12 protein-coding genes are annotated in these 22455 nt (G+C 69.8%); 8 read left to right on the top strand and 4 right to left on the bottom strand.

Annotated elements, in window-relative coordinates; all coding sequences use genetic code 11:
* Positions 1 to 51: 51 nt before the first annotated feature.
* On the bottom strand, positions 52 to 2031 hold the full coding sequence (locus tag HDA39_RS11730; protein WP_184795251.1) for an APC family permease: 1980 nt from the start codon (positions 2029 to 2031) through the stop codon (positions 52 to 54).
* A gap of 164 nt (positions 2032 to 2195) precedes the next feature.
* Between HDA39_RS11730 and HDA39_RS11725 the strand changes: the two genes are divergently transcribed.
* The gene (locus HDA39_RS11725) at positions 2196 to 2579 is read left to right on the top strand and encodes an ArsR/SmtB family transcription factor (RefSeq protein ID WP_202893675.1); all 384 of its coding nucleotides are present in this window, start codon (positions 2196 to 2198) and stop codon (positions 2577 to 2579) included.
* Positions 2576 to 3316, top strand: a complete 741-nt coding sequence (locus HDA39_RS11720; RefSeq protein WP_184795249.1) for a cation diffusion facilitator family transporter — start codon at positions 2576 to 2578, stop codon at positions 3314 to 3316. The genes HDA39_RS11725 and HDA39_RS11720 overlap by 4 nt, the downstream gene beginning before the upstream one ends.
* 26 nt (positions 3317 to 3342) lie before the next feature.
* On the opposite strand, the gene tsaD is transcribed toward HDA39_RS11720, so the two are convergent.
* On the bottom strand, positions 3343 to 4383 hold the full coding sequence (gene tsaD / locus HDA39_RS11715; RefSeq protein WP_460658580.1) for a tRNA (adenosine(37)-N6)-threonylcarbamoyltransferase complex transferase subunit TsaD: 1041 nt from the start codon (positions 4381 to 4383) through the stop codon (positions 3343 to 3345).
* A 509-nt stretch (positions 4384 to 4892) separates the two neighbouring features.
* Between tsaD and HDA39_RS11710 the strand changes: the two genes are divergently transcribed.
* Positions 4893 to 6068: an IS30 family transposase gene (locus tag HDA39_RS11710; RefSeq protein ID WP_184805761.1), complete on the top strand. Its 1176-nt coding sequence runs from the start codon at positions 4893 to 4895 to the stop codon at positions 6066 to 6068.
* Here HDA39_RS11710 and HDA39_RS11705 read toward each other — a convergent pair.
* Positions 5992 to 8790, bottom strand: coding sequence for an AfsR/SARP family transcriptional regulator (locus tag HDA39_RS11705; protein WP_184795248.1), 2799 nt, complete (start codon positions 8788 to 8790; stop codon positions 5992 to 5994). The genes HDA39_RS11710 and HDA39_RS11705 overlap by 77 nt on opposite strands.
* 99 nt (positions 8791 to 8889) lie before the next feature.
* Between HDA39_RS11705 and HDA39_RS11700 the strand changes: the two genes are divergently transcribed.
* Positions 8890 to 9333, top strand: a complete 444-nt coding sequence (locus HDA39_RS11700) for a GNAT family N-acetyltransferase (RefSeq protein ID WP_202892960.1) — start codon at positions 8890 to 8892, stop codon at positions 9331 to 9333.
* A gap of 19 nt (positions 9334 to 9352) precedes the next feature.
* On the opposite strand, the gene HDA39_RS11695 is transcribed toward HDA39_RS11700, so the two are convergent.
* Positions 9353 to 9895: a hypothetical protein gene (locus tag HDA39_RS11695; protein WP_184795246.1), complete on the bottom strand. Its 543-nt coding sequence runs from the start codon at positions 9893 to 9895 to the stop codon at positions 9353 to 9355.
* A gap of 225 nt (positions 9896 to 10120) precedes the next feature.
* Here HDA39_RS11695 and HDA39_RS11690 point away from each other — a divergent pair, with 225 nt between their 5' ends.
* The 4 genes from HDA39_RS11690 to HDA39_RS11675 all read left to right on the top strand — a co-directional run bounded on the left by HDA39_RS11690 (position 10121) and on the right by HDA39_RS11675 (position 22415).
* Positions 10121 to 10549: a VOC family protein gene (locus tag HDA39_RS11690; protein ID WP_184795245.1), complete on the top strand. Its 429-nt coding sequence runs from the start codon at positions 10121 to 10123 to the stop codon at positions 10547 to 10549.
* Positions 10550 to 10593: 44 nt separating this feature from the next.
* Positions 10594 to 11484, top strand: coding sequence for a DUF2207 domain-containing protein (locus HDA39_RS11685; protein ID WP_184795244.1), 891 nt, complete (start codon positions 10594 to 10596; stop codon positions 11482 to 11484).
* A gap of 433 nt (positions 11485 to 11917) precedes the next feature.
* On the top strand, positions 11918 to 22198 hold the full coding sequence (locus HDA39_RS11680; protein ID WP_202892959.1) for an amino acid adenylation domain-containing protein: 10281 nt from the start codon (positions 11918 to 11920) through the stop codon (positions 22196 to 22198).
* Positions 22191 to 22415: an MbtH family protein gene (locus tag HDA39_RS11675; RefSeq protein ID WP_184795243.1), complete on the top strand. Its 225-nt coding sequence runs from the start codon at positions 22191 to 22193 to the stop codon at positions 22413 to 22415. The genes HDA39_RS11680 and HDA39_RS11675 overlap by 8 nt, the downstream gene beginning before the upstream one ends.
* Positions 22416 to 22455 lie beyond the last annotated feature (40 nt).

The following is a 22455-nucleotide window of genomic DNA, read 5'->3' as shown; positions in this document are numbered from 1 at the left end:
GACCTCTGCCCGAGTGACGGGAGGTTGGACCCTGGCCTCGTACCGAACAGGTCACCCCACGTGGATGCCCGGCCGCCGGGCCGGGTCGGGCTCGTGCTGGCGGATGATCTCGCGGACCACCGGTGCGGTGTCGCCGCGGCCGAGGATGAGGTAGCGGAGCAGATGGTTGAGCGGGTTGCCCTCGGACCACTCGAAGTGGCAGTGCGGCGTGACGCCGGTGGTGTCGCGCAGCGCCAGCAGGATGGCCGCGATGGCGTTCGGTACGGCGGGACTGTCGGCCCGCAGGACCCGGTAGCCGTCCACCTCGACCCCGCGCACCCGCAGGACGTCGCTGAAGGTGGACGGGTCGACGACCTCGATCTCGAGGAAGACGATGTCGGTCCGGTGCGGGACCGGGTCCGCGGTCCGGACGTCGGCCTCCTTGCCGGCGTACTCGGCCGCGTCGCCGGCCTGGCGCTGGTTGGCGATCAGGTTGAGGATGCCGTCGTGGCGGATCGAGTCGGTGATGAAACCGCGGGCCGCGTCGTCGAACTCGATCTGGTCCGCGCGCAGCTCGGTGGTCCGGGACACGCGGGACACCAGCGAGACCGTGACGATGCCCGCGATGAACAGCGCGGAGATCGCGATGCCGTCGGGCTTCTCGATGATGTTCTCGACCAGCGCGTACAGCAGGACGAGCGTGAGCACGGTGAAGGCCGGGGCGGCCCGGCGCTGGCGGCGCTTGACCGCGGAGATGGTGACGGCGACCGCGCCGGAGACCATCATCATCAGGATCCCGGTCGCGTACGCGCCGGCCTGGGCGTCGACATCGGCGCCGAAGGCAACGGTGATGACGATGCTGATCGCGGTGTAGACCAGGACCACCGGCCGGACGGCCCGGCCCCACTCCGGAGCCATCCCGTACGCCGGGAGGTAGCGCGGCACGATGTTGATCAGGCCGGCCATCGCCGAGGCGCCGGCGAACCACAGGATGAGCACGCTGCTCAGGTCGTAGACCGTGCCGAACCCCTCGCCGAGCTTCTCGTGGGCCAGGTAGGCCAGGGCCCGGCCACTGGCCTCGCCGCCCGGCTCGAACTCGTCGGCCGGGATCAGCACGGTGGTGATGAAGCTGCTGGCGAGCAGGTAGACGCTCATGATCAGGGCGGCCGCGGTGAGCAGCTTCTTGGTGTTGCGGATCCGGTCGGCGAGGCGCTTCTCGGCGTCCTCGCCGTTCGCGGCCACGAGCGGCATCATGCTGACGCCGGTCTCGAAGCCGGACAGCCCGAGCACGAGCAGCGGAAAGGCGAGGACCGCCGGACCGACGACACCACCGATGCCCTCGCGGCCGTCGGTCAACGCGTCGACCCAGCCGGAGAAGGCGCCTTGCACCGTCAGTACGTCGTACAGGCCGACGACGATGATCGTGGCGTTGAGGACCAGGAAGATGCCGACCAGCGGGATCGCGACCCCGACGGCCTCGCTGAAGCCGAGCAGGAAGACGCCGCCGAGCACGAGCAGCAGGACGACGGTGACCGCGACCTCCTGGCCGTGCAGGAAGCCGGGGGAGTACGGGTTCTCGACCAGGTGCACGGTCGCGTCGGCCGAGGACAGCGTGATGGTGATGATCCACGACGTCGCGACGAAGCCGAGCAGGACCAGGACGAAGATCTTGCCGCGCCAGAACGGCAGCAGGTTCTCCAGCATCGCGATCGACCCCTGGCCGTGCGGGCTCTCCTTGGCGACCCGGCGGTACATCGGAAGCATGCCCAGCAACGTCAGAGCGACGATCAGTAACGTTGCCAACGGCGACAAAGCACCGGCCGCGAGCGCGGCGATGCCTGGCAGGTACGACAGCGTCGAGAAGTAGTCGACGCCGGTCAGGCACATCACCTTCCACCAGGACTGCGGCGGCGCGTGCCCCTCGCCGGCCTCGGGACCGACAGGTTGCACCCGGTGCTGCAGAAGCCATCCGGACAGACCCCGGCTGCCACCGCCGGGCGAGCTCGATCCTTCGACAGTGGCCGGTACGACGTACTCGTCCTGTGTGGTCACGCGAGCCAGGATGCACGACTTCCGGGCCACTCCGTAATCGCTGTTAGAGGCGTGTGAGAAAGCGTGTTCACGCGGTGCGGGCCGGGTATTTTACCCGGTTTTTCGTCGCTACGGAGCCGGGGTTTCCTAAGCACTGCGGTTGGCGATAGTATCGCTGAATGGCGATGAAGACACCGGTTGACGTTGAGTTGCGGTCCGGGCCGGACGTGGTCGACGAGGCTGCCGCGTTGTCGGTTGCGGCCTGTCTGTTCAATGGGTTCAGTGATGCCTCGCGGCTGGCGATCGTGCGGCACCTGGCGCTGGGGGAGCATCGGGTGGTGGACCTGACGGAGCATCTCGGTCTGGCGCAGTCCACGGTGTCGAAGCATCTTGCCTGCTTGCGGGACTGCGGGCTGGTCGAGTCCCGGCCGGTCGGTCGGGCGTCGGTGTTCACATTGACCCATCCCGAGGCGACTCTTGAGCTGCTGTCGGCGGCCGAGCGGCTGCTCGGGTTGACCGGTGATGCTGTCGCCCTGTGTCCCAACTACGGTCAGAAGACGTTGCCATGAGCAACCACGACGGTCCGCGGATCGAGCTTTCGCTGGAGCCGGTGCAGGCTCCGGCGAGCACGTGGACCGCCGATCCGGAGCTGCGTCGCAAGCTCGGCCGGCGCGCGCAGCTGCTGGCGGGTGCGTCGGTGACCTACAACGTGATCGAGGCTGTCGTCGCGATCACCGCGGGGCTCGTTGCGGGGTCGGTGGCGCTGGTCGGGTTCGGTCTGGACTCGGTTGTCGAGGTCTCCAGTGGGCTGATCATCCTGTGGCAGTTCCGGCACCGGATGCCCGAGACCCGGGAGAAGCAGGCGCTGCGGCTGCTCGCGTTCTCGTTCTTCGGACTGGCGGCGTACGTCGGGTTCGAGTCGGTGCGGACTCTCATCACGGGTGCGGATCCCGAGCCGTCGCCGGTCGGCATCGGGCTGGCGATCGCGTCGCTGGTCGTGATGCCGTTCCTGTCGTGGGCTCAACGCCGTACCGGCAAGGCTCTTGGGTCCAACGCTGTCGTGGCCGATTCCACTCAGACGCTGTTGTGCACCTATTTGTCGGCTGTCCTGCTGATCGGCCTGGTGCTGAACGCGACGCTCGGCTGGGGCTGGGCCGACCCGATCGCGGGTCTCGTGATCGCCGGTGTCGCTGTGCGCGAGGGGCTCGAAGCCTGGCGTGGGGAAGGGTGCTGTGCGCCGATCGCCGGCGGGACTAGCAGTTGTGGGTGCTCGGGCGGCACCTGCACCGACGGCTGCTGCGACTGACTCAGGCGCATCGCGGTCCGGGAGCGTCAGATCAGCAGGCTGCGGTCGAGGGGTGCGGAGGAGTCGGCGCTGAACTCGAGACCGGACGGCTTGGCGCCGGAGCGGACGACGAGGTCGCCGATGGCGGCGATCATGGCGCCGTTGTCGGTGCACAGGCGCAGCGGCGGGATGCGCAGCGTGATGCCGGCGGCCGCGCAGCGCTCGGTGGCGACCTCGCGGAGGTGGGCGTTGGCGGCGACGCCGCCGACGATCAGGAGGGTGTCGATGGCGTGGTCGGTGCAGGCGGCGATCGCCTTGCCGACGAGGACGTCGACGACCGACTGCTGGAAGGACGCGGCGACATCGGCGGTCTGGATCGGCCGTCCGTTGCGCTGGGCGGACTGGACGTGACGGGCGACGGCGGACTTGAGGCCCGAGAAGGAGAAGGCGTAGCGGTGGCGCTCGTCGCGGCTGTTGAGCAGGGGGCGAGGAAGGTCGATCGCCGCGGGGTCGCCGTCGACGGCGGCGCGCTGGACCGACGGGCCGCCGGGGTAGGCGAGGCCGAGCAGGCGGGCGACCTTGTCGAAGGCCTCGCCGGCGGCGTCGTCGAGAGTGTCGCCGAGGTGGATGATCGGATCGGTCGCGAGGTCGCCGAGCTTCAGCAGGGACGAGTGCCCGCCGGAGACGATCAGCGCGATCGAGCGGTCGGGGAGGGGGCCGTGCTCGAGGGTGTCGGCCGCGACGTGGCCGGCGACGTGGTGGACGGCGTACAGGGGTTTGCCGAGGGCGAGTGACCAGCCCTTGGCCGCGGCGACTCCGACGTGGAGCGAGCTGGCCAGGCCGGGGCCGGACGTGACGGCGATGGCGTCGACCTGGGTGAGGTCGAGCTGGGCCTCGGCGAGGGCTTCGCGCAGGCAGCTGTTGACCGAGTGCAGGTGGGCGCGGGCTGCGACCTCGGGCACGACGCCGCCGTACCGGATGTGCTCGTCCATGCTGGAGGCGAGCGCCTGGCCGAGCAGTACGCCGTCGGAGACGAGACCGACGCCGGTCTCGTCGCAGGAGGTCTCCAGGCCGAGCGTGATGGTCACCACGGGCTCCGTTCCAGCTGTCGCACGACGTCAGCATATGCGACGCGGTCGCGGCGGGAGCCATCAGGCGAGCTGAACTCAAATGCGATCCGATCGCATGTAGGGTCTCGCTCGATGACTGCCGATCCTCGGCGAGGACCTGCTCAGTCTGTCGTCGTACTGTCCAGCAGCTCGCGGACCCGGTGCTCATGGTCGTGCCGCCAGGCTGACGGCTCCGATTCCTCCAGCAAACGAAGGGCCCGGCGTAGGGGGCAGGTTCTAACGATCCCCGCAACACCCTGGATTTTCAGGGAGTTGTGGGGATCGTGGTTTCTGGGGAGTTGAGGGCGAGGTTCTTCGAGGTGCTGGATCGTGAGGGCGGCAGTATTTCGGGTGCTGCTCGGGTGGTTGGGGTGAGTCGTGCGACGGCGTACGGGTGGGCTCGGCGGGCTGGTGTGCGTGGTCGTGGGAAGACGGGCACGGCCGGGCATCCGGGGCGGTCGGAGTACGACCGGTTGCGTGCGGGCGGGGTGCGGCGCCGCGATGCGGCACGGCAGGTCGGGGTGCATGAGCGTACTGCGCAGGACTGGGACCGGGGGGTCCGCAAGATCGGTGACGCGCGCCTGCACACTGATGGTCGCCGGATCGACTACAAGACCGGTGTGACCACCATTGCTGTTGCGGCAGGGCCGTGTCTTGCGGCCGTCGAGGCCGAGCTGCATGCTCGGTTCCTCACGGTGACCGAGCGGGAGTTGATCGCTGATCTGCGTCGCCGGGGCGATTCGCTGCGGGCGATCGGGCGGGCGCTGGGCCGGTCGGCGTCCACGGTCAAACGCGAGATCGACGCCCGTTCGGTCGAGGGCGTCTACCGGCCGCACCGGGCGCAGCGGGCCTGGGCAGCCAGTCGTGCACGGCCCAAGGAATCGATGCTGGCCCAGGAGGGCCGGCTGCGCGGCTACGTCGCGGGCAAGCTGCGGGAGCAGTGGTCACCTGAGCAGATCTGTCAGGCTCTGGTCATGGAGTTCCCCGACGACGAGGGCATGCGGGTGAGCCCGGAGACGATCTACCAGGCGATCTATGTCCAGGCCCGTGGTGGGCTGCGCCGCGAGGTCACGGTCGCGCTGCGCACCGGGCGCACCCGCCGCAAACCCCGCCGCAGGCCCGAGCAGCGCACGCCCCGGTTCGTCGACGAGATGGTGATGATCTCCGAACGCCCTGCAGACGTCGAGGACCGGGCGGTTCCTGGCCACTGGGAAGGCGATCTGATCGTCGGCACCCGCAACGAGTCCGCGATCGTGACCCTGGTCGAACGCTCGACCCGCTACGTCATGCTCGGGCACCTGCCCGGCGGGCACACCGCCGAAGAGGTCCGCGACGTGCTGGTGGTCTTGATCCAGACCCTGCCCGCACATTTACGTGGCTCGCTGACCTGGGACCAGGGTTGCGAGATGGCCGCCCACAAGCAGTTCACCGTGGCAACCGGCGTTCCGGTCTACTTCTGCGACCCGCACTCGCCCTGGCAAAGGGGATCGAACGAAAACACCAACGGCCTGCTACGCCAGTACTTCCCCAAGGGCACCGACCTGTCCGCCCACAGTCCCGAAGACCTCGAACACGTCGCCCAGAAACTCAACGGCCGACCACGCAAAACGCTCGACTGGAAAACCCCAGCCGAGCGCCTGCGTGATCTACTGACAACCACATAAAACCATCAGGTGTTGCGAGGACCCCGAGAATCTGCCGGGTCGCGCGAGCATCGACCGGCAGGCCGGCTTCCAGTTGGGTTTCTCCCAGCCGGACGAGCGAGTTGACGGAACCGCCGTGGTTGTCCAGCAGGTCGTTCAAGCGCACTGCTTCGGTGAAGGCAGCGAGTGCCGGCTGCAGCTCGCCGAGGGCCTTGAATCCCTGGCCGAGAGTGTCCGTCGCGTACGCCGTGCCTCGTGCGTCGTCGGCCAGTTGGTGCAGCCGGAGTGCGTCGGTGGCGGAGGTGACGGCCTCGACGTACTGGTGGGTGGACAGGTAGGTCATGGCCAGGTTGTTGCGCAGAGTTGCCTCTTGCTCGGCTTCTACTGGTCCGGCGAGTGCGAGTTGCAACTGTTCGATCGCTTCGTCGGGGTGTCCGAGCAGGCGCAGGGCGATGCTGAGGTTGCCGCGCACCATCCGTTCGCCGTAGGTGTGGCCGTGTTCGGAGAAGAGGGTCAGCGCTTCGCGCAGTACGTCGGCCGCGGTGTCGAGTTCGCCGGCCATGCCGAGGGTGGCGCCGTGCTGGTTGAGGGTGACGGCCAGGAGCAGCGGATTACCTGCGCGGCGGGCTGATTCGACTGCGGTCGCTTGGACGAGGCGGCCGTCGGCGAGCGCGTAGTTGCGTTCCAGGTCGAACCACAGCGTGACCGCGAGCCGTGCGGCGAGTTCGTGCTCACCTCGTTCGGCGGAGCCGACGACCAGGGCGATCAGTGTGCGCCGTTCGGACTCGAACCAGGCGTGGGCGTCCTGGGTCGTGGTCAGCGCGAGTGGGTCCGGGATCGTTGCGGGCATCGGCAGCGCCGGGAGGAGCAGCGGGGCCAGCTCGACACCGCGGGCGACTTCGGCGGTGGTGAGGTACCACTGGACCAGCCGGTTCGCGGCTGCTCGGCGTACTTCTGGTCCGTCTTCTTCGTCCGAGCGCTCCCGCGCGTAGGCTCTCATGACGTCGTGGAGCTTGATCTGCTGCGCGTTCACCTGTTGCACCAGGTGGAGGTCGGTCAGTACTCCCAGGGTCCGGCGTGCGTTGGCGACCGGTACGCCGGTGGCGGCCGCGATCGCCGGCAGGCCCAGCGTCTCGACGGTGGTGGCGCCGAGGGTGCGAAGCATCGACGCGGCGTCCGCGTCGAGGGTCTGGTAGGACCAGGAGAGCACAGCGCGTACGTCGGTCGTCGGGCTGTCGCCGCTGCTCAGTGCGTCGATGCGTCCGGCCAGATCGCGCAGCCGGTCCACCAGCGGGTCGGTGTCGTCGTGGTGCCGGTTCAGGTGTTCGCCGGTGATGGCCAGGGCGAGCGGGAGTCCGCTGCAGAGGCGGACCAGTTCGTCGAGCGCTCGCTCGTCGATCGGGTGGGTCTGGATCAGTCGGCGGAGCAGTTGTTTGCCTTCCGGTCCGTCGAGGGCCGGTACTGCGATCTGTTCGGCGCCGTCGCGGACCGTGAGGCTGCTCAGCCGGCTGCGGCTGGTCACCAGGACGAAGGCCGATGATCCGGGAAGCAGCGGTCTGAGCTGGTCCGCGCTGCGGGCGTCGTCGAGGATCAGCAACAGCCGGCGGGAAGCGAGCTCGGTGCGCAGCAGCGCGCTGCGTGACTCCAGGTCCTGCGGTATCCGGGCACCGGGCAGACCGAGGGCGCGCAGGATGGTGTCCAGTGCGGTCTCCGGGGCGAGCGGTTCGGCAGCGCCGTACCCTCGCAGGCCGAGGAAGATCTGGCCGTCCGGGAAGTGTTCTTTCGCGTGGTGCGCCCAGTGCACGGCCAGGCTGGTCTTTCCCGCGCCTGCCTCACCGTGGAGAACGACGACTCGTGCCGCGTCGGGCTCGGCTGGGAGCAGCTGGTCGAGGGCTTCGAGCTGGGCTGTGCGGCCCACGAATCGCCGCAGATCCAGCGGGAGCTGCCGGGGTACGGACGGCTTCTCGGGGGCGTGCGGCTCGTCGCGGGCGGAGTCTTCGGGGGTCTGTTCCCGGCGTCCAGTGTCGACAGGTTCGTCGTCCAGCAGGTGCAGGTGCATCGATCGCAGGTCGGCGGACGGGTCGATGCCGAGTCCGTCGGCGAGCTGCACCCGCATCCGTTCGTAGTGATCGAGCGCTTCTGGTCGTCGTCCCTCGGCGACCAGTGTCTTCAGCAGCCGCAGCCACAACGACTCCCGCAGGGGGAAGGTGTGGGTCAGGGCCTGGAGCTCGTCGCGGATGCCTTTCGTCGTCCCGGCCGCGAGGTCGAGATCGATCCGGCGTTCGAGGCCGCGCAGGTAGCGCTCGGTCAGGCGCGGGCAGTGGGTCTGCCGGAGGGAGGCGTCGATGCCACCGACGAGCGGCTCGCCCCACAGCGCGAGCGCCTGGTCCAGCAACGCCCGATCGTCCGTCCGCTCCGCTTCGTCGAGCAGACTGAGGAAGTGCACCGCGTCGACCGCCGCCGGCGCCACGTCCAGCCGGTAGCCGTCGTCGTCGCGGGCGATCGCGGCCGGCCCGAGCAGCTGACGCAGCCTGGCGATCGTCGAGTGCAACGCCGCCCGGACGTTCTTCGGTTCCCGCTCCGCCCAGAGGGTGTCGATCAGGGTCTCCGCCGGCACCGGGCGCCCCGGGCTCAACGCCATCAGGGCCAGGCATGAGCGCAGGGTGACGCCGCGGACGGCGACCACACGGTCGCCGACGGAGACCTCGAAGACCCCCAGCAGACGCACCCGGACACTGCTCATCGCAGCATGATAGCGACGCCGCCACGCGTCCCACGTCCAATTCAGTTGCCTTGGGCAAGCTCTGGCGCCGGTGCCACGGTCCTGCCCTATTCTGCGGAGGTGACGAGCGACAGCAGCAACACCTCGCCGACCCTGAGCGTCGGCGACCAGGACGCAGAGCTCGAGCAGCGCCTGAGCGACGAGCTGGACAGCTTCAACATCGCGGCCACCGGCGTCGGCGACCGCGGCTCGTTCTCGATCAAGGTCACCGACGAGGCCGGTGAGCTGGTCGGGGGACTGGCCGCGTGGACCTGGGGCGGGCTGTGCGGGATCGACATGGTGTGGGTGCGCGCGGACAGCCGCCAGGACGGCTGGGGCAGCAGGATCCTGCTGGCCGCCGAGGCCGAAGCCCGGCGCCGCGGCTGCGACCGGATCGCCGTGTCCTCGTTCACGTTCCAGGCGCCCGGCTTCTACCAGCGGCACGGGTACGTCGAGACCGGCCGGACGCGCGGCATCCCGGGCGGCAACGAGGACGTCCACATGTTCAAGTCACTGGCGGTCTGAGCCTCGGCAGACCGGCCGGTCAGCTGATCAGGAGACCGAGTACTGCCAGGCCCGCGACGCCGCCGGCCGCTCCCACGGGCGCCCAGAGCCAGGAGAGCTGGAACCTCCGGCGATGATCGTTGGCGAGGATCGCGAACAAGCAGCCCGGAACACCCCAGACCAGCCAGGCGGCGGCGAAGTTGAACCAGCCGACCGGCGTCATGTTGCTGATTCCCTTGTCCACCGGCTCCATCAGGGTGAGCAGGATCGCGGCTTTGACGACGGTCTCGGCGATCGGGTACGCCAGCTGCCCGAGCGCGACGGCCCACAGAGCCATCGACAGCAGCCGAGCGGGAACGATCCGGCCCCACCGCTGGACCGCCGCCAACGCGATACCGATCGTGACGATCCTCAAGCCGGTCGCGCCCAGGGCGACGAAACCGTCGCTGGTCATCGGCTTGTCCGTCAGCACCTGCTCACCGAGCGCGATCCCCAGCACGACGACGCAGAACAGACCGATACCGGCGGCAATCGTGTACGCGGGCCAGCGCCGCGGAAGCGCATCGTCGAGGGCGCCGGCCATCGCAGAGTCCTGTCCTGTCGATCTCGGTCCTCCAGCGAACGTGAGTGTCCGCGGGGCCCTACCAATCGTCCCTCCCGACCCTGTCGCGGCTCTGTCCTGCTGCTGTGGCGGTACCGGGCGCGAAGGCGGTGCACCTGTTCGATGACCTCCGAGGTCATCGACCGGGCGCTGGGCGGGGCGCCACAGTTTCGGCAGAGCCAATCACTTCTGCCGAAAGGAACGTCGATGAGTGTCAGCAGCTTCTACCCGGTCATCTGCACCGACCGGATCGCCGAGTCACGCGACTTCTACACCCAGCAGCTCGGGTTCGAGATCACCTTCGAGGCCGACTGGTACATCAGCCTCCGGCTGGCCGGGCCGCGGCCGTACGAGCTCGCGCTCGTCAGGTACACCCATCCCACCGTGCCGGAGAAGTTCCGGCAGCCGGCCCGGGGCCTGCTGCTGAACTTCGAGGTGGACGACGTCGACGCCGAGTGGAACCGCCTCGTGACCCAGGCGGGGTTCGAGCCCAAGCTCACGATCCGCAGCGAGGAGTTCGGGCAGCGGCACTTCATCATCGCCGACCCCAACGGCGTCCTGATCGACGTCATCACCGAGATCGCCCCTACGGCCGCGTACGCCGACCAGTTCGTGGCGGCGGTGCCAGCTGAGTGACTCCTGCGGATCGCTCTTGGTGCGGTGGTGGTGGCGCGTGGCGCGTGGCCTATTCCCCGGGCGGCTCCGGCATCGTCCGGTTGACCGCCGACTACAAGGTCCGGGCCGACGGTGTCCTGGAGGTCGTCGAGACCATCGACTACGCGTACGAACGCAACGGCCACCGTCTCGACCGAGCTCTCCAGGTACGCCGGCCCGCCGACACCGGGAACCTGCTCACCGGTTCCGCTCAGCGGGGCAGGGATCGGGTCTGGAAGATCACCGGCATCACCGCGACCGACGCGACCGGCGCCGCGGTCGCGGTCGACGTGTCCGAGAGGGACCCGCTGCTTCCGCCGTACACGGGTGGGTCTGTCGACGGCTGGGACAGTCGCCTGGCCGACCTGCGCGTCAAGATCGGGCCGGATCTCCCGTCCGTCGACGCCTCGCCAGGAGTTGCCGAGCGGCCCCGATCGACGACTTTCGTCCTGCGCTACCAGGTCCGCGGCGCGCTGGAGCGGGTCGGTCACGACTACGAGCTGAACTGGCCGGACAGGCACCGGGTTGCGAGCGGTGACGAGTCCGACGAACTGGACGCTCCGACCCCGGAGATCAGGCTGGAGGTTCCGGGCGAGCTGGTGACAGCCGGCTGCGCGGGTTACTACGCCGTCGCCGAGAACTTCCGCCGTACGCGGCCCACCTCACCGTGCTCCACGACGCAGGACGCTCCTCGCCAAGCGCGATTCAGCAGTCAGCGCAAGAACTCGACCGTGACGGTGACGGCACGCATCCCCCGGAGCAGCGTCGAGGACGGTGGCGCTCTGTACGACGACCCGCCGGTCCCACGATCGGCGTGGATCACCCGGGCACTGGCCGGCGCGGCCGTGCTGGCCGGGATGTGGGGCGTCATCGCCGGGACTCAGCGCCGGCAGCGGTCTCGCCGGCTGATTTCCTGATGAACATTTCCCGGGTTCGGAACTTTTAGCTGGAGCTGATTCTCCGGTGCACGATCGGGGACCGCGAACCGTCAGGTGAAATCCGCGTGTGTGCTGAGTCACGGCTACCCATCCGTGCGACACAGTCGCGCCGAAGCCTCATCGTCCCGGACGTGGATCGTCGCCGACGGCAACGATTGTTCGGGGCGTCGTGTGTCTTCGATGAGGAAGTGGGGCTACAAGTGAGCTACATGCAGTCGATCGTGAACCTGGTCATCTCTTTCGGGAACATCAGCTTCTTCTGATGCTCCGCGGAGCGCTCCGGTGGTCGGCCGGAGGAACCTGGCCGACCACCGCGGTGCCGCCGTAAAACCAGGAAAAGGCGCCCGGCGAACACCGCCGAAATGTTGCTCCGGGCTGCGCGAAAAAGCTTCCGACCCGAAGGCCAGGTACTGTGTTTTCCCTGCGTGAGGCAATTCCCCTGACCGCCGCCCAGACCGGGGTCTGGTACGCCCAGCGTCTCGACCCGGACTCGCCGATGTTCAACATCGGGCAGTACCTGGACATCCGGGGACCGGTGGATGCCGCACGGCTGGAGCAGGCGATCCGGCAGGTGATCACCGAGGCCGAGTCGGTCCGCGCGCGGTTCGGCGAGGTCGACGGACGGCCGCTGCAGGTGATCGAGCCGCTCGGCGACTGGTCGCTGCCGATCGTCGACCTGAGCGCCGAAGCCGATCCCGCCGAGGCGGCACGCGCGTGGCTCGACCAGGACATCAACACGCCGCTGGACCCGACCGGCGACCGGCTCTTCGGGGCCGCGCTGCTGCAGCTCGAGGACGAGCGGTTCTACCTCTACCAGCGCATCCACCACCTGCTGGTCGACGGCTACGGCGCGACGCTGCTGATCCTGCGGCTGGCCCGGATCTACCGCGCGCTCGAGCTCGGCGAGGAGGTCGAGGCGGCGTGGTACGGCGCGTTGCCCGAGCTCGTCGCCGACGACCTGACCTACCCGGACTCCGAGCAGTACACGACCGACGGCGAGTTCTGGCGTACGACGTACGGCGAACTGCCCGAGGCGACGCTGCTCAGCGAGCCGGCCCCGATGGCGCACACCTTCAGCCAGCACACCGGCCAGTTCGGGCCGGCCGAGGCCGAAGAGCTGCGGATCAGGGCGCGTGGGCTCCGAACCGACTGGTCGATGCTGGCGATCGCCGCGATGGCCGCGTTCCTGCACCGCTCGACGGGCGACCAGGAGGTCGTCTTCGGGCTGCCGGTGATGTCGCGGCGCTCCGAGCTGCAGAAGACGACGCCGTCGATGCTCTCCAACGTCATCCCGCTCAAGCTTCGTGTGACGCCCGCGACCACCTTCACCGAGCTGGTCGCGCAGACCGTCACGCACGCCCGCGCCGCGCTCAAGCGGCAGCGCTACCGCGCGGAGGACCTGCGCAGGGACCTCGGGCTGAGCCGTGAGGCCGCGCTGCACGGGCCGACGATCAACATCCTGCCGTTCGACCCGCAGATGGAGTTCGGGTCGCACGACGCGGCCATGCACAACCTGTCGGTCGGCCCGATCGACGACCTGTCGGTCATCGTGCAGGGCATCTCCGCCAGCCACGGCGTGCGGATCGACCTCGCCGCCAACCCTGACCGCTACAGCGCCGATGACCTGCAGCGACATCATGGTCAGTTCGTGAGCATGTTGCGCGCGCTCATCAGTACGCCGGACCAGCAGGTCGGTGACGTCGACCTGCTCACCGCGGACGAGCGGCACCAGGTCGTCAGCGGCTGGAACGACACCGCGGCGAGTGCGCCCGAGACCACGCTGCCGGCGCTGTTCGCCGAGCAGTGCCTGAAGACCCCGACCGGCATCGCCGTGTCCGACGAGCGCAGGAGCCTGACCTTCGGCGAGTTGGACGATGAGTCCGAGCGCCTCGCGCGGACTTTGGTTGCCCGCGGTATCGGCAGCGGGGACGTCGTCGCGACTGCTCTGCCTCGGTCGGTGGAGACCGTTGTCGCGCTGCTCGCTGTCAGCAAGACCGGTGCGACCTATTTGCCGCTCGACGTGTCCTACCCGTCGGAGCGCTTGGCCTTGCTGATCGAGGACGCCGCGCCTGCGCTCGTGGTGACGGACGACGCGACGGCGAGCTTGCTGCCGGCCGGCGCGCCGAAGCATCGCCTGACGCGCGCGCAGGGAGACGGGGGCGCTGAGTCGACGGCTCCGGCCGCGCTGACGCCGCCGGTTCTGAGCGAGCTGACGGGGTCGGCTGCGAGCGACCTGACGCCGCCGGTTCCGACCGACCTCGCGTACCTGACCTACACCTCTGGCTCGACCGGCCGACCGAAGCCCGTGGCCGTCGAGCATCGCTCGCTGGCGAACCTGTTCGCCAGCCACCAGGCCACGATCTTCGCCGATGCGGTCGAGGCGACCGGCCGCGAGGTGCTGCGGGTCGCCCACCTGGCCGGCGTCGCGTTCGACGCGGCCTGGGACCCGATCTTGTGGATGCTGGCCGGCCACGAGCTGCACATCGTTCCGGACGACGTACGCCGCGATCCCGAGGAGTGCGTCCGCTACCTCGCGGAGACCGGCATCGACTCGGTCGAGACCACGCCGTCGTACGTCCGTCAGCTGTTGTCGGCGGGCGCGCTCGGCAACGGCGGCCCGACGGTCTGGGCACTCGGCGGCGAGGCCGTCGATTCGTCGCTGTGGACGGAGCTCGGCAACGCGCCGGGCCTGGTGGTCTACAACTTCTACGGACCGACGGAAGCGACCGTCGACTCGGTGATCACGCGCCTGACGCCGGAGGCGGACCAGCCGTCCATCGGCCGCCCGATCGGCAACGTGCGCGCGTACGTGCTCGACTCGTCGTTGCAGCCGGCGCCGGTCGACCAGGCGGGGGAGTTGTACCTCGCCGGAGCAGGCGTCGCCCGCGGCTACGACGGTCGTGTCGAACTCACGGCGGAGCGGTTCGTCGCGAACCCGTACGACGCCGCCGGCGAGCGGATGTACCGCACCGGCGACCTCGTACGCCGAACCGCCGGAGGCGACCTGGAGTTCCTCGGCCGGTCCGACGGCCAGGTCAAGATCCGTGGATTCCGGATCGAGCTGGGCGAGGTCGAGGCCGCGCTCAACGCGCTGGACGACGTTCGCCAGGCCGCGGTGGTCGTGAGCGGCGAACGCCTGATCGGGTACGCCGTAACGGCGGCGTCCGGGCAGCAGTTGCGCGAACAGCTCGCACAGGTGCTCCCCAACTACTTGGTGCCGCAGCGGATCGTCGTACTCGACGAATTGCCGCTGACCGCGCACGGCAAGCTCGACAAGACTGCGCTGCCGGCCGACCGCGCCGACAGCACCCGCCGTCAGCCGGCGACCGACTTCGAGCAGACACTGTGCGGGATCTTCGCGGACGTGCTCGAGCTGCCGTCGGTCGGTGTCGACGACGACTTCTTCGCGCTGGGCGGGCACTCCTTGCTGGCGACGCGTGCGGTCGGCCGGATCAGGGAACAGCTGGCGACCGATCTCAGCATCCGCGCGCTCTTCGAGGCGCCGACGCCCGCGCTGCTGGCCGAGCGGCTGGGGATCTCCGCCGCCGACGACCGGCCGCCGCTGCGTCCGGCAGCGAGGCCGGAGCAGCTGCCGCTCTCGTTCGCGCAGCAGCGTCTCTGGTTCATGCACCGGCTCAACCCGGCCTCTGCCGACTACCACTTGCCGATCACCCTGCGCCTGACCGGAGAACTCGACCGGGCCGCGCTGCAGAGCGCACTCCAGCAGTTGGTCGCGCGGCACGAAAGCCTTCGCACGATGGTCGACGACGTCGACGGCGAGCCCTACCAGCACGTCCTGCCGCAGGCGGACGTGACGCTGGACATCGTCTCCAGTACTGCGGAGCAGCTGGACGACGAGCTGACCGGGCTGGCGTCGGCGCCTTTTGATCTGGCGCACCAGCTCCCGATCCGCCCGACGCTGATCCAGCTCGCGCCGCACGACCACGTGCTGCTGCTGGTGGTCCATCACATCGCCGCCGACGGCTGGTCGCTCGAACCGCTCGCCCGCGACCTCGCCGCGGCGTACTCGGGAGCACCGACCGCGCCGCTCACGATCCAGTACGCCGACTACGCGCTCTGGCAGCGCGAGCTGCTCGGTGACGAGGACGACCCGAAGAGCCGGATCTCCAGCCAGCTCGCCCACTGGCGCCGGGCGCTGGACGAGCTGCCGGCCGAGCTGGCTCTGCCGGCCGACCGCCCGCGGCCGCTCACGCCGTCGGGCGCCGGCGGCACGGTCCCGATCGAGCTGCCCGCCGACCTGCACGCCCGGCTGGCGAAGCTTGCCGCCGACAACGGTGCGAGCCTGTTCATGACCCTGCACGCCGCGCTGGCCGCCTTGCTGTCCAAGCTGGGCGGCGGCACGGACATCCCGATCGGGACACCTGTTGCCGGACGCACCGAACGCGCGCTGGACGACCTGGTCGGCTTCTTCGTCTCCACCCTCGTACTGCGGGCCGACGTCTCCGGCGATCCCACTTTCCAGGCGCTGCTGCAGCGGGTCCGCGACGCCGACCTGACGGCGTTCGAGAACCAGGACGTGCCGTTCGACCGCATCGTCGAGGAGCTCGAGCCGGAGCGGATCGCGGGTCGCAACCCGCTCTTCCAGGTGATGCTGAGCCTGCAGAACACACCGGCCCCGGTGATCGAGCTCGGCGACCTTCAGGTCGCCGTGCACCCGCCGGCGACGACGGGCGCGGCCAAGTTCGACCTCTCACTCGACCTGACGGAGCAGTACGACGCGCGCCACCGCCCGGCGGGACTCGTCGGGGGACTGGAGTACAACGCCGACCTCTTCGACGCGACGACGGCGCAGTGGATCGCTGACTGCCTCGGTCGCCTGCTGAACGCCGTACTGGAGGACCCGGCGGGCCGGCTGCGTGAGCTCGACCTGATGACGGCGGACGAGCGTCACCACGTCCTGACCGATCGGCACGGACCCGTCCGCGACGTACCGGCGCTCACGGTCGCGGAACTGTTCGCGAAGCAGGCCGCCGCGACCCCCGACCGGACGGCGATCGTCGCGGCGGACCGAAGCCTGACCTTCCAGGAGCTCAGCGACCGGGCCGACCGCCTGGCGAGTGTTCTCGCAGCTCGCGGCGCCGTTGCGGGGAAGCCGGTCGCCGTGTCGCTCCCGCGCAGCGCGGACACCGTGGTCGCGCTGCTGGCGGTGCTGAAGACCGGCGCGGTCTACCTGCCGATGGACATCGAGTACCCGGCCGAGCGCGTCGCCTACATGCTCGCCGACGCTCGTCCCACGGTCGTGATCAGCACGTCGATGATCGACGCCCTCGACACCACGGCTGAGCGGGTGCTGCTCGACGACGAGTCGACGTGGACCAGCGCGGTTCCGGCGTACGACGGGACGCCGGTGCGCCCGGCGGATCTCGCCTACCTGCTCTACACCTCCGGTTCGACCGGCCGGCCCAAGGGCGTCGCCGTCGAGCACCGCGCGCTGGTGAACCTCTTCCACAGCCACCGGGCGCAGGTCTTCGGCCCGGACGTGCTGCGCGTCGCGCACACGGCCGGAGTCTCGTTCGACGCGTCCTGGGACCCGATCCTGTGGATGCTCGACGGGCACGAACTGCACCTGCTGGACGACGACGTACGGCGTGATCCCGAAGCGCTGCTGGCGTACGTGGACGAGCAGAAGATCGACGCGATGGAGACGACGCCTTCGTACGTCCAGCACCTGCTCGGCCTGGGTCTCCTCGGCAGCGACCGTCATCGCCCGTCGGTGCTCGCCCTCGGCGGCGAGGCCGTCGACAGCAGGCTGTGGCAGGAACTGGCCGCGGTGGACGGTCTCCGTGCGTACAACTTCTACGGGCCGACGGAGTGCACTGTCGACTCGGTCGTTGCCGAGATCCGCTCCGGGCAGGTCCCGGTGATCGGCGCCGCGGTGCAGAACCTTCGGACGTACGTGCTCGACGCGAATCTCCAGCCGGTCCCGGCGGGGGTCGCCGGTGAGCTCTACCTCGCCGGCGCCGGTCTTGCTCGCGGTTACCACCAGCGTCCGGGGCTGACCACCGAGCGTTTCGTCGCCGACCCGTACGGCGACGAGCCGGGCACCCGGATGTACCGGACCGGCGACCTGGTGCGCTGGAACCGCGACGCCGTGCTGGAGTTCCTTGGGCGGGCCGACGACCAGGTGAAGATCCGGGGCTTCCGGGTCGAGCTCGGGGAAATCGAAGCGACTCTGGGCTCCTTCCGCGACGTGTCGGCGGCCGCCGTGGTCGTCCACCGTCCCGCCGAGGGGCCTGATCGGCTGGCCGCGTACGTCGTACCGGCGGCCGGCGCGCTGCTGGATCCGACGCAAGTGCGGCAGAAGGTCGCGCGGGAGCTGCCGGACTACATGGTCCCGGCTGCCGTGGTCGTCGTACCGGAGTTGCCGCTGACGGCGAACGGGAAGCTGGATCGCAAGCGGCTGCCCGAGCCGACGACCAGCGGTGCCGGCCGGAAGGCCGGCTCCGCGGTCGAGGAGCAGCTGTGCGACCTGTTCGCCGAGACCCTGGGCGCCGACGAGGTTGGCCCGGACGACGACTTCTTCGCGCTCGGCGGTCACTCTCTCCTCGTCACCCGCCTGGTCAGCCGAATTCGGGCCAGGCTCGGCGTCGACATCGCGATCCGCACCGTCTTCGAAGCGCCGACGCCGGCCGCCTTGGCCGCGCGCTGGCCCGAGCACGGCAGCGCGCCGCAGGTTCCGCTGCGGCCGCGCGTACGCCCGGAGCGGGTCCCGCTGTCCTTCGCGCAGCGCCGGTTGTGGTTCCTGAACAGCTTCGAGAACTCCGGCGCCGGCTATCACTTGCCGATGGCCCTCAATCTCGCGGGCCGGCTCGACCGAGCGGCGCTCAACGCGGCGCTCAACGATGTCGTGTCGCGTCACGAGAGCCTGCGGACCGTCTTCAGGACCGACGACGGTGTCCCGTACCAGGAGATCCTCAGCGAAAGCGCTGTCGAGCTGCCGGTGGTCTCGTCGGATCGGGCTGCTCTGCCGGCCGCGATCAGGGCCGCCGTCGCCCGGCCGTTCGCGCTGGATCACGAACTGCCGCTGCGCGCGACGCTGTACGAGGTCGCCGCCGACGAGCATGTCCTGCTGCTGGTCGTGCACCACATCGCGACCGACGGCTGGTCGACGGCTCCGCTCGCGCGCGACCTCGCCGCGGCGTACTCGGCTCGCTCGACCGGGAGCGAGGTGTCGTTGCCGGCTCTGCCGGTCCAGTACGCCGACTACGCGCTCTGGCAGCAGGAGGTGCTCGGCGACGACGCCGATCCGGACAGCGTCTCGCGGCGGCAGCTCGACTTCTGGAAGGTCGCGCTGGACGGCGTACCCGAGGAGCTGGCTCTTCCGTACGACCACTCACGTCCGGTCGCCCCGACCCGACGTGCCGGTCTGCTGCCGATCGATCTGCCGGAGGAACTGCACCGCAGCCTCGCCTCGATCGCGGCCGAGCACGGGGTCAGCTTGTTCATGGTTCTCCACGCCGGACTGGCCGCTCTGTTGTCCCGTCTGGGTGGTGGGACCGACGTCCCGATCGGATCGCCGGTCGCCGGCCGGACCGATGACGCTCTCGACGAACTCGTCGGCTTCTTCGTCAACACGCTCGTCCTGCGGACCGATCTGTCCGGTGACCCGACGTTCGCCGAACTGCTCGGACGCGTACGCACCAGCGACCTCGCGGCGTTCGAGCACCAGGACGTCCCGTTCGAGCGGGTCGTCGAGGAGCTGTCGCCGGCCCGGAGTCTCAGCCGTCACCCGTTGTTCCAGGTGATGTTGACGCTGCAGAACACGCCGGAGGCAACGCTCACCCTGCCGGGGCTGGACGTGACGGTCGTCGAGCAGGACGCGGCCGAGGCCGCGAAGTTCGACCTCTCGTTGTCGATTGCCGAGCGCAATCATCTCGACGGGTCGCCGGCGGGGCTGAGCGGCACGGTGGAGTACGACGCCGACCTCTTCGAGCGCAGCACCGCGCAGCGCCTGGTCGGCTGGCTCGAGCGGCTGCTCACCGAGGCCGCGGCGTCACCTCGGCGCCGGGTCGGCGAACTCGAACTGATCGCTGCCGACGAGGTGGAGACCGTGCTGCGGACCTGGAACGACACCAGTCGTCCGTTGCCCTCGGCCACGATCGTGGAAGCGTTCGAGGCACTGGCCGGGCGTGACCACGAGCTCGCCGTCGCGGCGCCGGACGGCTCGCTCGACCGCGGCGAGCTGAACGCCGCGGCGAACCGGCTCGCCCGGGTTCTCCGTGCCCAGGGCATCGGTACGGGGGACACCGTCGGGGTCGCGCTCGGGCGGTCGACGACGACGATGGTCGCGCTGCTCGCCGTACTGAAGTCCGGCGCGGCCTATCTGCCGGTCGAGCTCAGCTACCCGATGGACAGAATCGCCCACCTGCTCGCCGACGCTGCTCCCGCTGCCGTCATCACGAGCGAGGGTGTCGAGCTGCCGGAGGAGACGCGTCGGCTCGACCTCGACTCGTCGGCGGTCGAGGCGTCGATGGCGGCTCAGTCCGGCGAGAACCTGACCGACGCCGAGCGCAAGTCACCGCTGAGGCCGCGGCACCCGGCGTACGTGATCTACACGTCCGGATCGACCGGACGGCCCAAGGGCGTCGTGGTCGAGCACCGGTCGTTGGCGAACCTGCTGCAGCACCACCGGACGAGCGTCTTCGCACCGGCAGCGGAACAACTGGGCGTCGACCGGCTGAAGGTCGCTCTGACCGCGGCCCTGGCCTTCGACGCCTCGTGGGACCCGGTGCTGTGGATGGTCGCCGGTCACGAGCTGCACCTGATCGACGACGACGTACGCCGCGACGCCGGTGCTCTCGTCGAGCATCTGCGGGATCAGCGCATCGACGTCATCGAGACGACGCCGTCGTACCTGCGGCAACTCCGCGGTGCCGGACTGCTGGACGGCGCTCGCGGTCCGCGAGTGCTCGCCCTGGGCGGCGAAGCCGTCGACGACGCTCTCTGGTCCGAGCTTCGCGAGCTGGACGGCGTGACCTGCTACAACTTCTACGGCCCGACCGAATCGACGGTCGATTCCGTCGTGGCGGACCTGGTCGACCAGATCCGGCCGGTGATCGGCCGGCCGGTCGACAACACGCGGGCGTACGTCCTGGACTCCCGGCTGCGGCCGGTGCCTGCCGGCGTACCGGGGGAGCTGTACCTCGCCGGTGCGGGGGTCGCCCGCGGCTACCTCAACCGCAGTCAGCTGACGTCCGAGCGGTTCGTCGCCGATCCGTTCGGGGACGGCGGCGAGCGGATGTACCGCACGGGTGATCTGGCGCGCTGGCGTGACGACGCGACGCTGGAGTACTTCGGCCGGGTCGACGACCAGGTCAAGGTGCGCGGGTTCCGGGTCGAGCCCGCGGAGGTCGAGGCCGCGCTGATCGCGTTGCCGGGGATCGACGAGGCCGTCGTCCGGGTGCGGGACGACAAGCTCGTCGCCTACCTGGTCGGCGAGACCGAGGACGTGCGGCTCGCTCTCGGCCGCACACTGCCGGACTACATGGTGCCGAGCGCGTTCGTCAGCGTCGAGAAGTTGCCGCTGACACCGAACGGCAAGCTGGACGACCGGGCCCTGCCGGACGTGGAGCTCGCGCCGGCGACGGCCGGCCGCGGGCCGCGGTCGCCGCGGGAGGACCTGCTCTGCAAGCTGTTCGCCGAGGCGCTGGGCGTCGAGCGGGTCGGGGTCGACGACAACTTCTTCGACCTCGGCGGCCACTCGCTGCTGGCCAGCTCGCTGATCAGCAAGGTCCGTACGGCGTTCGGAGTCGAGATGCCGATCCGCCGGCTCTTCGAGAACCCGACCGTGGCCGGCCTCGTCGAGGGGCTCGACGCGGTGACGGAGGGCGGCGACCTCGACGTCCTGCTGCCGCTGCGGATCGGTGGCGGACGGCCGCCGCTGTTCTGCATCCACCCGGCCAGCGGCATCTCGTGGACGTACTCCGGGCTCCTGCGGCACCTCGCTCCCGATCAGCCGCTGTACGGGCTGCAGTCGCGCAAGCTCTCGGACCCGGCGTACACGCCGGACAGCATCGAGGCGATCGCGGCCGACTACGTCGAGCAGATCAGGACCGTGCAGCCGCAGGGGCCGTACTACCTGCTCGGCTGGTCGTTCGGCGGCAACCTGGCCCACGAGATCGCCGTCCAGCTGCAGGCGTCCGGGCAGGAGGTCGGGCTGCTCGCGCTGCTGGACGCCTATCCGGAGGCGCCGGCCGACGGGCTGGAGTCGGCGACCGAGACGCAGATGTTCGCCGCCCTGCTGCACAACCAAGGGTTGCCGGTGCCCGAGGGGCAGATCGATCGGGCGAGAGTGCTCGACGTCTACCGCGAGCTCGGGAACCCGATGGGCGGGCTGACCGAGGACCAGTTGGGCGCGAGTGTGGACGCCTTCGTCTCGCAGGCCGTCCTGATGCGTGACTTCGTCCCGCTGCCGTACGACGGTGACCTGCTCTTCGTCACCGCGACGGCCGACCGTCAGGCCGGCGGGCCCGTCCCGCAGGACTGGCTGGCCGCGATCACCGGCGAGATCGACGAGTACCCGGTCGACGCCGCCCACGCGCGCCTCACCCAACCCGAAGCACTCGCCGAGATCGGGCCGCTGATCGCGCGCGTGCTGACCGAACGCCAGGAGGCGGCCGTTCAGCCGCTCCTCGACCGCTCCCGAGCATGGACAGGAACCGACGATGAGTGACCGCACCACCAACCCGTTCGAGTCCGAGGACGCGACGTACGTGATCCTGGTCAACGCCGAGCAGCAGCACTCGCTCTGGCCGGACTTCGCGGCCGTGCCGGCGGGGTGGGACCAGGTCTTCGGACCTGACTCCCGTCAGGCCTGCCTGGAGTTCGTGGAGAAGAACTGGACCGACATCACGCCGCTGAGCCTTCAGGCGCAGGAGAGCCGCCGGTGAGCGCGCGGCACCGACGCAGCAAGGGCCCGCCGCCACCGCA

This window comes from Kribbella italica (assembly GCF_014205135.1).
Classification (GTDB): Bacteria; Actinomycetota; Actinomycetes; order Propionibacteriales; family Kribbellaceae; genus Kribbella; species Kribbella italica.
The sequence above is the reverse complement of the archived record's forward strand: the minus strand, read 5'-3'. Positions and strand labels throughout refer to the sequence as shown.